Source organism: Halomonas cupida, from assembly GCF_900142755.1.
Taxonomy (GTDB): Bacteria; Pseudomonadota; Gammaproteobacteria; order Pseudomonadales; family Halomonadaceae; genus Halomonas; species Halomonas cupida.
This window is the reverse complement of the sequence record NZ_FRCA01000001.1, coordinates 803,980-818,147: the sequence shown is the minus strand read 5'-3', so window position 1 is coordinate 818,147 and position 14,168 is coordinate 803,980. Positions and strand designations below refer to the sequence as shown.

At 57.8% G+C, this 14,168-nt stretch carries 13 protein-coding genes and 1 pseudogene; 7 read left to right on the top strand and 7 right to left on the bottom strand.

Annotation, left to right across the window (positions count from 1 at the left end; genetic code table 11):
• Window positions 1-48 precede the first annotated feature (48 nt).
• Window positions 49-885 (top strand): APH(6)-I family aminoglycoside O-phosphotransferase, encoded by an 837-nt coding sequence (locus BUE38_RS03530; protein ID WP_073433790.1) that lies wholly within the window; start codon window positions 49-51, stop codon window positions 883-885.
• A 126-nt stretch (window positions 886-1,011) separates the two neighbouring features.
• Here the strand turns inward: BUE38_RS03530 and BUE38_RS03525 are convergent, their stop codons facing one another.
• The gene (locus BUE38_RS03525; protein WP_073433789.1) at window positions 1,012-1,575 is read right to left on the bottom strand and encodes a GNAT family N-acetyltransferase; all 564 of its coding nucleotides are present in this window, start codon (window positions 1,573-1,575) and stop codon (window positions 1,012-1,014) included.
• A 693-nt stretch (window positions 1,576-2,268) separates the two neighbouring features.
• Here BUE38_RS03525 and BUE38_RS03520 point away from each other — a divergent pair.
• From BUE38_RS03520 to BUE38_RS03510, 3 genes are all read left to right on the top strand, one after another.
• Window positions 2,269-2,778 carry an AAA family ATPase gene (locus BUE38_RS03520; protein ID WP_073433595.1) on the top strand — a complete coding sequence of 170 codons (510 nt, stop codon included), beginning with the start codon at window positions 2,269-2,271 and terminating at the stop codon, window positions 2,776-2,778.
• 188 nt (window positions 2,779-2,966) lie between these two features.
• Window positions 2,967-4,106 carry an N-acetyltransferase DgcN family protein gene (locus BUE38_RS03515; protein ID WP_084541686.1) on the top strand — a complete coding sequence of 380 codons (1,140 nt, stop codon included), beginning with the start codon at window positions 2,967-2,969 and terminating at the stop codon, window positions 4,104-4,106.
• Complete coding sequence (locus BUE38_RS03510; RefSeq protein WP_073433594.1) at window positions 4,103-5,152, top strand: alanine/ornithine racemase family PLP-dependent enzyme; 1,050 nt, start codon at window positions 4,103-4,105, stop codon at window positions 5,150-5,152. Before BUE38_RS03515 ends, BUE38_RS03510 begins: the two co-directional genes overlap by 4 nt.
• Here the strand turns inward: BUE38_RS03510 and BUE38_RS22330 are convergent.
• Entirely contained in the window at window positions 5,118-7,481 is a 2,364-nt protein-coding gene (locus BUE38_RS22330) for a glycosyltransferase (protein WP_143166178.1), read from the bottom strand. The genes BUE38_RS03510 and BUE38_RS22330 overlap by 35 nt on opposite strands.
• A 144-nt stretch (window positions 7,482-7,625) precedes the next feature.
• A complete protein-coding gene (locus tag BUE38_RS03500; RefSeq protein WP_084541685.1) occupies window positions 7,626-8,375 on the bottom strand; it encodes a Hint domain-containing protein in 750 nt (249 codons plus the stop codon).
• 726 nt (window positions 8,376-9,101) lie between these two features.
• Here BUE38_RS03500 and BUE38_RS03495 point away from each other — a divergent pair.
• Complete coding sequence (locus tag BUE38_RS03495; protein ID WP_200802124.1) at window positions 9,102-10,031, top strand: sensor domain-containing diguanylate cyclase; 930 nt, start codon at window positions 9,102-9,104, stop codon at window positions 10,029-10,031.
• Window positions 10,032-10,123: 92 nt separating this feature from the next.
• Complete coding sequence (locus BUE38_RS23075; RefSeq protein WP_073433592.1) at window positions 10,124-10,375, top strand: hypothetical protein; 252 nt, start codon at window positions 10,124-10,126, stop codon at window positions 10,373-10,375.
• Window positions 10,376-10,408: 33 nt separating this feature from the next.
• On the opposite strand, the pseudogene BUE38_RS23450 reads toward BUE38_RS23075, so the two are convergent.
• Window positions 10,409-10,753, bottom strand: a pseudogene (locus BUE38_RS23450) (response regulator); the annotation flags it as partial.
• 356 nt (window positions 10,754-11,109) lie between these two features.
• Between BUE38_RS23450 and BUE38_RS03480 the strand changes: the two are divergent.
• The gene (locus tag BUE38_RS03480) at window positions 11,110-11,775 is read left to right on the top strand and encodes a DUF1826 domain-containing protein (RefSeq protein WP_073433591.1); all 666 of its coding nucleotides are present in this window, start codon (window positions 11,110-11,112) and stop codon (window positions 11,773-11,775) included.
• A 112-nt stretch (window positions 11,776-11,887) separates the two neighbouring features.
• Here BUE38_RS03480 and BUE38_RS03475 read toward each other — a convergent pair whose 3' ends face one another.
• From BUE38_RS03475 to kynB, 3 genes are all read right to left on the bottom strand, one after another.
• Window positions 11,888-12,190 carry an SLC5/6 family protein gene (locus BUE38_RS03475; protein ID WP_174788022.1) on the bottom strand — a complete coding sequence of 101 codons (303 nt, stop codon included), beginning with the start codon at window positions 12,188-12,190 and terminating at the stop codon, window positions 11,888-11,890.
• Between the two features lie 106 nt (window positions 12,191-12,296).
• Entirely contained in the window at window positions 12,297-13,538 is a 1,242-nt protein-coding gene (gene kynU / locus BUE38_RS03470) for a kynureninase (protein WP_073433590.1), read from the bottom strand.
• A complete protein-coding gene (gene kynB / locus BUE38_RS03465; RefSeq protein WP_073433589.1) occupies window positions 13,538-14,167 on the bottom strand; it encodes an arylformamidase in 630 nt (209 codons plus the stop codon). Before kynB ends, kynU begins: the two co-directional genes overlap by 1 nt.
• Between the last annotated feature and the right edge of the window lies 1 nt (window position 14,168).

The following is a 14,168-nucleotide window of genomic DNA, read 5'->3' as shown; positions in this document are numbered from 1 at the left end:
AACTGAAAACATGTGGCCCTGTCAGTCGGGCATGTTATTGGCAACTCCATGAACTCACCTTCTCAACTTCCGCCGCAAGTCACTACATGGCTAGAACGCTGGAGCCTGATTGCCGACGGGGATCTGCTAACCACGCAGTCCAGCTGGTTGCTTCCAGTCCGGCACGCAGGTTCGCCCGCAGTACTGAAGATCGCTCGTACCTCCGACGAAGAGGCCGGCTACCGCCTGTTGGCCTGGTGGAACGGTCAAGGCGCAGCCCGGGTCTTCGCCTCGGCTGCGGGTGCTCTGCTTATGGAGCGGGCGTCGGGGGCCGGCGACCTCGCGCAGATGGCCAGGTCCGGTCAGGACGACGAGACCTGCAGGATCCTCTGTGACACTGCCGCTCGGTTGCACGCTCAGCAGCGCGGACCGCTTCCCGATCTTCATCCGCTGCAGGACTGGTTTCAGCCACTGTTTCAACTTGCCGCAGATAACGCGGTACTTGTGCCAGCTGCTGAAGTTGCCGGCGAGCTCCTCGCAGCACAGCGCGATGTCGGCCCTCTCCACGGCGACCTGCACCACGAGAACGTGCTCGACTTCGGCGAGCGTGGGTGGTTGGCCGTCGACCCCCATGGGCTGCTGGGCGAGCGCGCATTCGATTATGCCAATATCTTTACCAACCCCGACCTTAGCGACCCCAGCCAGCCACTCGCAACCCTCCCGGGCCGGCTGGAGGCCAGACTGGATATCGTAGCCAACGCAACCGGGATTGAGCCCGAACGGCTACTTCGCTGGATCGTAGCCTGGACGGGGCTGTCGGCAGCGTGGTTCATTGGTGATGGCGATGATGAGGGCGTCAAGATTGACCTTGCAATCAACACGATAGCTCGTCGGATGCTCTACTAGCCTCGCGCCCGTGCCACACTGGGAGCGGACAGAAAGTGACGAGAGGACCGCTGCCAGACGCAGTATCCATGCGCCGGGAAGATAGAGAGAGCATTGGCAGTTCTCAACATTCTTGAGGCACTATTTCTACCGGCTTTTGTTGGTCGTTGGGAACAACAGGTACCAGTACAGGGCCACCTCTGGAGTATCGGGGTATATCCCACGGTAGAGGAAACGGTCATGCCCGCCGAGAATGAAGCCGTACTGATCGTAGAATCGGCACGCCGCAATATTGTTCGATTGAGTCTCGAGCCGCACTCCCGCGAGGGCAGCTCCACGCGCCCACTCCACGGCAGCGTCCATCAGACGACGAGCGATGCCGCTTCCTCGGTGAGAGGCATCGACTGCGATGTCCTCGACGACAGCGAAGCGATTCCAGCCTTGGGACACGGCGGCATAGCCGACAGGGATGCCCTTCATCTCGGCGACGAAAAGCTCCGCGTCAGGCTGGTCAAGGTACTCGGCCAACTCGCCTGAATCGAAGCCATACGCCTTCCGGTATGAAGGATCAACAGGAACAATTCGCCTCCCGTCATAAGGCTCGGCAAACTCAGCATCGACCTCGAATGAAAAGTCGCACTGGGCCAGCCGCGAAAGCCCAGCGGCATCGCCGCGGCGAACAGTTACATCATGTCCTCGCAACGATGCCATTGTCTGGTCTGCCCTGTGGTCACCAAGTGATCCGTTCAAAGCGCTCCGTCTCATCATCCTCAACGAATCGGCCCGTCGTTCCGCTATCCAGTTAATCGGAGAACGATTTATAACCATCTGAGAGTGGTGGGGAAAAGGCTCCCCATCAACCGTTGAATCGGACTGCCCATTATTGGCCGCTATCCATCAAATAAACTCAACTGCTGCAGTCTAACAAAAGAGTGCCTGTGGCAATGCCACCGACTCCATCAATATCGTTACACCATCAAACCAACTCTCTCAACCGATGTTACGGTGATTGTGCCGCCCTCCTCGTCACCGACCTCACACGGCCTGGAGTCGTACACACTGTCATACTTGGTTTTTACTTCAGGGTCCGTCCGCCAAGAGGCGCTGCATAGATGGCATCGGGAGTTTACCGGCCGATATAGGGCACTGAGGCCAGGACCTCGTAGCCGGGTATGCTCTCGCACTTCTCGGCCTCATCATCGCGCGACCATCACCTTGACGCCATCGGCGCAAACAGCAGTAGGTGTGCGGACACCTCAATCACCACTGGTGGCTGGAGCATGGCCCCATATTCGTCACGTTACAGCAGCTCACGGTGATGCAGGTTGACGTAGTTGAGGCTCCGGGCTTTTCATATTCCCCTCTGCCACTCAGCGGACACCGTGTTTACTACAGGAAATCGCCATGAGGCTACTGGTCACAGGAGCAGCTGGTTCCGGCACGTCGACACTAGGACAGCTATTGGCGGCGCGCTTGGGTCTCGAGTTTCAGGAAGCCGACGATATCTACTGGCTTCCTTCCATCCCGCCCTTTCAGCACAAGCGCCCTTACGCCGAACGTCATGAGATGATGGACGGGGTTCTCAGCAATGCCGGAGGCATTGTCGTTGCCGGATCAGTCATGTCCTGGGGAAGAGAGATCGAGAATGCCTTCGATGCGATTGTCTTCCTGACTGCACCGACTCAGTTACGCCTTGAAAGACTCAAGCAAAGAGATATTCAGCGTTTTGGAGCTGTTGATTCGGAGTTTCTCGACTGGGCTGCTCAGTATGATAGCGGCATGATGCCGGGAAGGAGCCTTGCCAGGCACAATAGCTGGCTTGCAGATAGAACATGCCCGGTTCTACCGCTGGAATCCATTCAAGAGCCCGAAACTCTTGCGCAAGAAGTATGTGAGTGGCTCTACCGCACATGACGAAGCCGAGAACGCCACAGGCCGCCTTTCAGCTCCGCCAAAGGAGACAAAACATACGGGGGCCTTCAATACGTGTATCCTGACCTACCATCCACTTACCTTAGTGGAGACCTCTCGTTGACTGTCGGCCGCATTGGCCGGGACCACCCCGTCGCCTCCTCTGAGTCAAGACTCGAGGTACGCGCATCATGCTTCCCACCTCCCTTCACGCCATTCTCGACTCATCCTCTGTCTATGGTGACGCTCGGCAGTCGGCGATTATCTACTGTGAGGGCAATTTCGCCCGCATCGATGGCAAGACGGCCAATGGGCTAGTACGCAGCAGCGAGAAATACCGAATACTTGCCGTTATCGACAGCACCCTTGCGGGTCAGGACGCCGGTGCTGCTCTGGGCGAAGCGACGGCAGGCATCCCCATCGTGGCAGACCTGGAAACAGCACTCACGGCAAGAGATGGCCCTCCCGACGTCCTGATCTTCGGACTCGCGCCACTATCGGGGCTGATGTCCGGGTCAGATCGTAAAGTGGTGTTGGCTGCTATATCAGCTGGCATCAGCGTAGTGTCCGGCCTTCACGAATTCCTCGCGGACGACCCGGAGATATCGGCGGCGGCACTTGCCTCAGAGGTCACGCTTTACGATATCCGTCGTCCCCGGCCGACCAAGCACCTGCGCATGTTCGATGGTGCGATCGAAGACGTTAAGTGCATACGTATCGCTGTACTGGGTACGGACGGCGCTATCGGTAAACGCACGACGTCAACGCTTCTGACCCTGGCACTCAACAATGCCGGGATTCGCACCGTGATGGTGGGTACTGGGCAGACTGGTCTTATGCAGGGTGCCGCCTACGGTGTCGCCCTCGATGCGATTCCCGCCCAGTTCGGTGTCGGCGAATTGGAAGGGGCGGTTCTCGCCGCCTATGAAGGTGAACGACCCGACGTCATCGTCATCGAGGGCCAAGGTGCGCTCAGCCATCCCGCTTACCTGAGCTCGACGGTTGTGTTGCGTGCCAGTCGACCACAGGCCGTCATCATGCAACATGCGCCGGCCCGAAGAATGCTCAGTGACTACCCGCTGGTACCCATGCCGTCTCCCCTTGCGGAGATCAAGCTTATCGAGATGTTCGGCAAGACGAGGGTTATCGGCATCGCCATCAATCACGAGGAGATGACCGAGATCGAGGTCACGGCGGCCATCGCCCGTTACAACACCGAGTTAGAGATCCCTGCCACCGATGCCTTGTGGCGCGATCCCTCGGAACTGGTGGCAATGGTCACCGCCGCCTTTCCTTCGCTACAGGTGCGCGAATCGCTGGAAATGGCGTGACCTGCCCACGGGTCGAGATTGATTTAACCAAGGTCGAGCACAATGCTCGCCAACTGGTAACCCGACTGTCAGATCGTGGTATCGATGTCACCGGGGTCACCAAGGCCACCCTGGGTTGCCCCGAGGTGGCCAGAGCCATGATCGCGGGTGGGGTGACACGTCTCGGCGACTCTCGGATCGACAACCTTGAGACGCTCCGCGACGCTGGCATCCATATTCCTCTGACGTTGTTGCGCTCCCCCACCCCCGATCAGGCCGGACGTGCTGTGGCATGCGCCAACTTCAGTCAGGTGAGCGAGTACGAGGTCGTCGAGGCATTGTCGGCGGCAGCCGGCAGACGCGCCATCACTCACGGTCTGGTAGTGATGGTCGAGCTCGGCGACCTGCGCGAAGGAGTGATGCCGGAAGACGTGCTCTACCTCGCCCGATGCATAACGCTTACTCCCCATCTGACGCTTGCCGGACTCGGCAGCAATCTCGCGTGTCGCGCCGGTGTCGTACCGAGCAGCGATAACATGGGCGAGCTAACTGCTCTCGCGACCATGATCGAAGAGGAACTGGGCCTGCATTTGCCGATCATTTCCGGCGGCAACTCGGCGAATCTCGCCTGGGCCATGATGGCGCCTGCCGGCCGGGTCAACGATCTGCGACTCGGTGAGTCGATCCTGCTGGGATGCGATCCGCTCTCGCGGATGCCTCTGGCCGGTCTGTACAGCGATGCCTTTACCCTGGTGGTGCCCGTCATCGAGTCGCTGGACAAGCCAACATCGCCACGAGGTTCGACCGGCGAAGCAGCATTCGGCGTGCCGACGCCAATGCAAGAGCGTGGCACCATCACCCAGACCATCGCCGCCATCGGCCGACAGGACGTCGATCCGGACGGGCTGGTACCACCACAGGATGTTACCGTGCTCGCAGCCAGCAGCGATCACCTGGTGCTCGAAACGCAGCGGCGCATGGCACCCGGTACAGAGATCCGTTTCGGGCTTAATTACTCAGCACTACTGCGCGTCATGACATCGCCATTTGTGACGAAGCAGACGTAAAGAAAGGGCTCATATCCACCCCGGTGGTATTGGCAGCGTTCCAGTAACCACGGGTTTTCTTGTGTGGCAGTTGGATATGAATCTGAACCTGTCTACGCAGGACGTAGTTCGGCAGAATGGCGACCTTATCTGCTGATTCGGTGGGCGTGGTACTCGCAAGATAACTGGCCACAGCTCGAGAGAGCATACCCGGCCCGGTCTTGCTCCATGTATTCTCGTTATCGCGCGCCAGCAAGGCCTCGACCGCCATCTCCGAAGCAAGCACGATCGCCGGGTGCTCAGGCACAGCGGCAATGACATTATTGGCCAGAATGTTGAAAGGCTCGCGGAAGCACACCATACCGACATCGGCAGGAATCAGCGCATCCAGGTCTCCGTACAGGCGGTCATCTGCATCCACGTAGAGCCCGCCGTGGTGACGGAGATAACAAAGACGCAGGAGGTCGGCGCCCTCCGCGATGTTGTTGGCCAGGTGGAATGCACGCTCATAGTCAGCCCCAAAGGTCTCCCTCAGAAAGTTGGAAGCGCTCTCACTGTCGAAGCGCACATGCTTCACGCCAGGCAAACTCGACCAGGAGTCCATGATATCCACCACTTCCGGTGGCGGCGTGGGATCGTTCCAGTACTGGAACACCTGACGCGGAATACGTTTCTGTCCGGAGTCGTTCCGCAGCGGACCATCCTCGGAATGGCGCTCAATAATCACACTCGCGGCATAGATATAGCGTGAAGCCAGCCAGTCATCATGGTCTCCTGATGGCAACGATGCACGCTCCATGCGATACAGCTCAAGGTCGCTCAGCTGGCCCCCGTGAAGAGAAGTCGAGAAGTGCCCCGAGGAAATGCGGCTCTGCCATCCACGTTGCTGCTCCTCCTTGACCAGTTCTCGCGCCTCCTCTTCTCGTCCCAGAGAGATCAGCGTGCGCAGGCGCATGCCGACGATCCCCTGGGCAGCACCGTAGGCACTGGCCTTATCGAGTTCAGCCCGCGCAGCATGCAGCTGACCACTTTCCACCAGACTATGCGCACGAACATGGGCAAAGATATTGCGCTTCGCCGCAGGACCAGGCGATGAAAGCTCCGTCAGCGCAGAATCGGGCTGCCCCATCTCCATCAACAATCTGGCATGCAACAGTCGAATCTCGTTGTCATTCGGCCAGAACTTGCGACAGAAGCGAAGGTAACGCAACCCAAGATCAGCCCTGGCGAACCTCAACAGGCGAGCGAGTTTCAGGGCGTCACGGGGAGAGCGTCGTTTGCGTCGCACCTTGAGCAAACTCTCGAGGGCTGCCTGAGGACCATCAACATGCAGTGAGAACTCTGCTGCGAGTGAGTCCTTCTGGGCCTCCGGAATATACTGCAGCAGGCGAGATGCGACCGCATCGGCCTGGTCACTGCCCACCGAAGCCATGGCCTTGCGGAAAAGCGCGAGTGCCACAGGAACACGACGCGGGCCATTGTTCAGTATTCCATCGAGGGCACGATGGGCAGCGGCGGAATGCCCAAACCGCTCAGCCTGGGTAAACAGGGTGAGTTTGTCGTGCTCTGACAGCTGATCAGTGATGTCGCTCAGTCGGTCCAGGGCACTGATACATGCGGGAGACAACTCGGGATCTGCCGTAAGCTTCAACGCCTGCAGCAGCTCCACGGCCTCAACAGTGGAAAGCTCGGCCTCATTCACGGTCTGGGTCAGCAAGGCGGAAACAGGAGAGGGATCACCCTCATTCACGAGGTTACTGTCCAGAGTCAACCGAACAATGCACGCCTGTTGGTGATCCGGGTGCTCCACCAGCAGGTAGTCGAGAACGGCTTTAGCGGCCCGAATACGACCGTGACTACGGTAGAACTGCGCTGCAGCCATCACTACTGCTGGCTGATCAAACCAGCGTTTCCGCAATTCGCCAAGCGCTCGCAAGGCAGCAGCCTTGCGTCCCAGACGCTGCAGGAGATTGAGCTTCAGGAGACGCGGCCGGAAATCGCCTGGCCATCGTGAAATGACGCGATCAAGGCGCCCCAGAGCCTGGCCAGGTCTTCCGACGGCAGCTTGCATCTGAGCGGCAAGGACAACAAATTCCGGATCACGAGGACGAGCCTTCACCGCTTGTTCTGCCCGCATCCGTGCAACTGCGACCCTCCCCTGGTTAAAGGCACTCCGCACCCAGAGTCGCCACACGCCGGGGTGCGTGCTACCGGCACGAACAGTATGTCCGAGCAATTTCTCTACCCTATCCGGGTCGCCGTCGGACATCGCGCGTCGGGCATCTTGAAAGGCACGCTTCTGCTCGCCCGCCTCATCGCTGAGACGACCTTGTACTAATGCATCATCCATGACATCACTCGAATCAATCTGTTATGAAGTTACGGCTTCGGGGAGGGAGTCTTCAGACACAAATCACCGGCTGGGCAAAAGAACAGCCGCGCCCAGCCGGTGCTGTGGAATTACAGTCGCAGATTACAGGACCGTGTCAGTCGATCAGGCGGATCTGGCCATCAAGGGATCACGTGCCATACCGATGCCGAGCTTCTGGCGCAAGGCCAGCGGCAGCAGGCGACGCGAAGAGATGCGATGACGCGGCATTTCAATGATTCGGGTTTCAGAACCGTAGAGCTCGACATACTCGTCGTAATTATCGAACGCCTGACGCTCGATATAATCGACATAGGTTTCGGCCTCGGTACCGTTGGCCAGAATCACCTCATGCGCTTCCGTTTCGATATGGTAATAGGTCACCGTCTCGGGCAGCTCATGCAACGGCACAAAGCTGATCGAGCTGTGATTGACCAGCGCACCAGCGTTGATTACCAGACCATCGATAATGACGCCATGGCTAGCCGTGAGGACCAGATCGCGATTGGGCTTGCCGGCTTCCAGCGCGCCTTCGCTGATACGTACTGGCTGAAGTTTCTCGTCGTTTGACGCTGCCGGGCGAAAGGTCTGACGCCCGACCCACTTCACAGGAACCTGCTGGCCACTTACTGTAATCACCAGATCACCGATCTGCAGTGTCTCTACAGCCACCTCACCGTCAGGCGTCTCGATCATCGAGCCTGCGGCGAAGCAAAGCCCTTCACCAGGATGCTCTTCGCCTTCGTGGGGCTTGCCGGGATGCGTTGCATCGGGGTGAGGGTTTCCAGAGTTTGGTATGCCGGGGCGGGACTCCGTGGGATCCGCGTCAGGATGCTCCCCACCAGAATGTGGTTCGGTCTGCTTTTCGTCTGCCATGACTTTCTCCTTCCTCGGTTTATTGTAGGGCCATCAGTTGGATGGAAAGCACCGATGCATATGCCACTAGCCCCCTCAGGTGATTGCAAAAGGTGACCAGCTCAAGTGGAAATGACAGCGGTGGAATTTTCGCTTCCATGTACTGAAACGGGTTGCCGAAGGCAAACTCGGTCATGGCCCGGCCATACCCTAGCACCGCTGATCAATGAATTTTCCAGGAAAGATTCAGCGTTGAATTAGCGCTAAGAATAACTGTATGTAAGAAACATCTTATAAATATTTTGTTACCCATTGCACTACATTTGATAGCGTTAACCTCACAAAATAAAACAGAATCCAGTGAAGTATTACTTGTCGTTGAGAGATCTGTGGCAATACATACTCCACTCTGGAGCCATCAGAGCTGTTGCCAGAAAGAAACACTTTTCCCTTTCCAGCTCAATCCTGTTCAGCAACCAGAGATATGCCACGTCCCGCCACTGGCCGGGGCAGAAGTAGAGCGTGTCGAGAAAGGGGCAAGAACGAAGTCCCGCGACAAGGGACAAAAGCACTAGAATGGATCCGTCTTTGCACAAACGAGCATGTATCTACGGTTTACCTGGCATTGACAACTTTTCAGCCACCGGTCGCATACGCTATTCCGTATACTCGCTCGACATTTCGCAAGGAGTCGCTCTACGGCGTTCCATGAGCAGCATGACAACGTCCCCGACAACGAATGAGGACGTGAACGACTCTCCCAAAGCAGAAGACCTCCTACGTATTCTCGAAAGCCTTGATGCGCTCGTTTATGTGAGTGACATGCACTCCCATGAAATGCTCTTCATCAACGCCTATGGGCGCCAACGCTGGGGAGCGCCGAACGGTCGCAAGTGCTGGCAGGTATTGCAGGATGGTCAGTCAGGCCCTTGTGACTTCTGCACCAACCCGCAGCTTCTCGGCGCAGATGGCCACCCGCCCCCCACCATCGTATGGGAGTTCCGCAATACAAGGGACGGGCGATGGTATCAGTGCCGGGACCAGGCCATGCAATGGCATGATGGGCGTATGGTGCGCGTTGAAATCGCGACGGATATCACTGAACGTAAGACTTTGGAAGAAGCATTAAAGGCCTCAAACCAACAGACCAGGAAGCTGGCCTATCGTGACGACCTCACTCAACTCCCGAACCGTCGTGCGTTCTTCGAGTCCTACCGGAAACAGATGGAAACCCTTACCCCGGATCAGCCGCTGGCGTTAGTGCTGATCGATCTGGATCATTTCAAGATGGTCAACGACGTTCGCGGACATGCTGCGGGAGATCATGTACTGAAGGTCGTTGCCGAGTTGTTTCAGGCTCAATTGAAACCCCTGGATATCCTGTGCCGACTGGGAGGCGAGGAGTTTGCTCTGGTACTACCGAATACATCCCTCCCCTGCGCGACCGCTCTGGCCAAGCGCCTCCATGAGGCTTTGCGCTCACATACGATGGAGTATGCTGGCCAGCCATTTCTGGTCACCGCAAGCCTTGGGGTGGCGGCAACCACATGCGCAGAAGCCGACCTCAACGACATGTTGAAAGCGGCAGACAGGGCCATGTATCGAGCCAAGGCACAGGGCCGTGACCAGGTCTGCAGCGAGGCGCTTTCCAGCCAAAATGAGTCCCGACCTGAATAACTCGCCCCCCAGCGTGAGCCTCTTCCGGACCAGCATCTACAGGCATTTATCGATGAACCGGAAACTCGGTATAGCGACAGGGGACGGGGATCATGAAACCCATTACGTCTGGCCAGATCAACCAGCTCAACTACACTGGACACACCAAGCTTCCTGTAAAGAATTGGTTTTACAGCACTGAAACTACGTCTACTGGCACCCGAAGCATCCTGTGCATGTTGCCTACCACCCTCTTGTGCAAACACCTTGAAGGCGGCGATTTCTCTATCAGTCAGCGCTTCAATCATCTGCTGATCCGACAGGATATTCTTACCATGCCTCCGGGTGCCCTCTGGAAAATATGAGTAGCCATCACCGATAGCCGCCAGTGCTTGAGCAACTTTTGAAATATCGTCGCTCTTGCTGACAAAGCCGGATGCTCCGGCCGCCAGACTACGAATCGCATAGTACTTTGTCGGCTGGGCACTGAACACCAGAAAATCGGGGCGGTCTCTACTTTCCGAAAAACCGTGAACCAGATCGATCCCGTCCCCATCAACAAGATCGATATCAAGAATCACCACATCTGGGGCCTGAGCTCCTATACATTCTCTCGCCTCTCTTGTATTTGTCACACCCCCTAGAACCATATATTCAAGGGATGACAAATATAGCGACAATCCCTCGAAGACGACAGGGTGCCTATCGATGATCAATATGCGCGGTACTTTTCTATCGAGCATGTATCACCTCATGGTAAGACGAACTCTCCATGCAAACCTGCAACGACACATAACAGGCAGGACAGCAAGATGCTTACATATAGAGATTCATCATATTTCATCCCTCCTGCATCATTGCACAGGACGAAAACACCCCTCATCGGAAGCATCCTCAAACCCATCAGGAAAATTCCCAAACTGGTGAGCAGGATACTTTCCGGATAGTTTCATTCGTCCCGAAGCGCCCAAGGGGGCTGGAGGGAACCCGAGAGAGGTGGGGGCACAGTCAGCAACCGAGTTCACCACGGCGCTTCACATAGATCAGAATGTACGTTATAACATAACATTTTTATCACAATGGAGCTCCATTGGTGCCGATGCCCACACTCTCGCCTTCGTCCAGGACCAGTCACAGCGAAAACCGCGCCTCACATTGGGCCACAGGTAGCGAAATCTCGGTGCTGCCGCGGATCTTCGACGACAACATCAACCTCGCTGTAATGCACCGAAATCTGTCCGCCTCCTTGAGGATCAGCATTCAGGCTCAGTGCCAGGTGGAGCGCGCATGGCAACTTTCCTGGCTCGGGAAGCCGGATGACGAACTACGCGCTGACCTGGTCCGCAAGCTGCCAGTTCCAAAGGCCGCAGAGCCGCTGGTCGAGGATATTCAGCTGTTGGCAGAAGCTATGGCCTATCTCTTTGATACCGATACCGTCGGGATACGCCTACGATTGTTGGACGCGGCAATGTGTCCGCGCTTCCACTGCGACAACCTTCCCGTGCGTCTGGTTACAACCTACTCCGGGCCCGGCAGCGAGTGGTTACCGGAATCCGCCGTCAACCGCGCTGGGTTGGGAGCTCCAGGAGCAGACAAGCCCGAGATTCTGGCTGACCGGGGCGCTATCCAACGACTCCAACCGGGTGATATCGCCCTACTCAAGGGCAGTGGCTGGGTCGGCAACGAGGAACACGCTCTGGTTCACCGCAGTCCCGAGCTCTCCAGCGGGCAAAAGCGGTTGCTCCTGACCATTGATCCCGCATGAGAACTACATTGAAGAAGGCGTTGTAAGCATCTCGTCAAAGTCGTCGACCAGAGCGATATAAAGACAGGCCGCCACTATCAAGGCGGCCCGATCCAACACCTACCCCTGTTGCTTACCCCGGCACTCCGATGGCGTGAAGGAAGATGGCCACGATACCCACCGGTACCACATAGCGAATCAGCAGACACCAGATCCGATAACCGAGGCCATCGCCGAGTTCGTCACGAGTCGCCGCGTGGCTCATCACCCAGCCGGTGAACACAGCCATCGCCAGACCGCTCAGCGGCATGACCCAACCACTGGTGAGATAATCCAGCACTTCAAGGAAGTTCTTGCCGAATACCTGATGCTGTTGCCAGATGTTGAACGAGAAGACCGACCCCAGACTCAACAGCCAGATACCGCCCGATGTCATCAGCCCTGCCTTGATCCGCGACAGGCACCATCCTGAAAACCATCCAGATACCTCGAGGCAACCGGGGATCCCGGTCCGCCAGCCCCTTTCTTCAGCTGACGGCGGTTCAGGTGACGGCGGTACGTTTTCTGTACTCAGCGCGATCCCACTCACCATTCGCCATGATCTCGGCCATGGCCTCGACGCAATCCCAGAGATCGACGTAGCGGACGTAGAGGGGCGCGAAGCCGAAACGAAGGATATCCGGCGCGCGGAAGTCGCCGATGATGTGGCGCGAAATCAGCGCCTGCATGATGGAATAACCCTGTTCATGGGTCAGCGAGACCTGACTACCTCGCTGTGCTGGGTCTTTTGACGAGGCAATGCCAAAGCCATACTCGGAGAGGCGCTGCCCCGCCAGCTCGATGAAGAGCTCGCCCATTCTGAGCGACTTGTCGCGGATCAAGCTCATATCAGCCGACGCCATGATGTCCACGCCCACCTCGAGCAGGCTGGCTCCGAGTACCGGCGTCGTGCCGCAAAGCATGCGCTTGATGCCCTCGGCAGGCTCATAATCATCACGCATCGCAAACGGATTTGCATGGCCAAACCAACCGCTGAGTGGCTGTTGCAACTCGGCCTGGTGGCGCTCGGCAACGAACAGGAAGCCTGGTGCGCCGGGGCCACCATTGAGGTACTTGTAGCCACAGCCGATGGCGAAATCGACGTTGGCCTCGTTCAGCGCCACCGGCACGGCACCGGTGCTGTGGCTCAGGTCCCAGAGCACCAGGGCCCCTACCTCGTGGGCACGTCGAGTGATTGCTGCCATATCAAACAGCGCACCACTCTTGTAATGAACATGAGTCAGCACGACGAGGACCGTGTCTTCATCCATCGCCGCGAGTATCTCATCGCGATCGACCGTGTTCAGTTGCACCTTGCCGTCGAGGAACGTCTCGAGCCCCTGCAGGATATAGAGGTCGGTGGGAAAGTTGCCCGGCTCCGATAGAATCCTGCTGCGGCCAGGACGCAGCTTTACCGCCGCTGCCGCCAGCTTGAAAAGGTTGACCGACGTGGAATCAGCCACGGCGACCTCGCCCGCCTCCGCGCCGATCAGCCCGGCGATCCTGTCACCCACTCGCCGCGGCAGATTGATCCAGTCGGCGCTGTTCCAACTGCGAATCAGCCCCTGTCCCCACTCCTGATCGACCACCTCACGGGCTCGCGCCTTTGCGGCTTTCGGTAGTACACCGAGGGAATTGCCGTTGAGGTAGATATGCCCAGCCGGAAGCTCGAACTGATTCCGAAATCCGGCCAGAGAGTCCTGCCGGTCCAACTCGACGAAAACGTCGCGCGTCAATGTGTCCATTATCCAATGCTCCTCAGCAGGGCTCGTACAGGTGAGGCGTCGAGGTTATCCAGTTTCAGTGGCGGTGCGATCAATTCGTAGGTGCCCGCGGGCACCCCTTCCAGCACCAGGCCTTCGAGAATCGCCATGCGATTGCGGTTCACCGCCCGGTGCGCGTCAAGCGTCTTCGATTGCTGCGGATCCAGCGATGGGCTATCGGTACCGATCAGTCGAGCACCACGAGAGGCCATGAGCTCGATGGCATCAGCCGAGACAGTGGTGAAATCCTCGACCCAGGCGTCATGCGGGAACTGCGCAGTAGTCCGCAGCAGGACGCGCTCCACCCGCTCCGGCAACTGGTCGATGATGTCCTCGGGTTCTACCCGCCCTGAGGTCGAAACAACGTCGAGCAACACACAAGGTCCGATGTAGGCCTCAAGCGGCACCTCGGCAATGGCCTGACCGGAACCGTCATAGTGCAGCGGTGCGTCAGCGTGAGTGCCGGAATGGGCCGAGAGCTGGAAGCGCCCGACATTGACCGGACAGTTGTCATCCATCACCCAGTGCGGCGAGGAATCGAAAGGCGTATCGCCGGGCCACACCGGCAAGCCCTGGCGTAGCGTCTGTGAAATATCCCAGATGCGACTCATG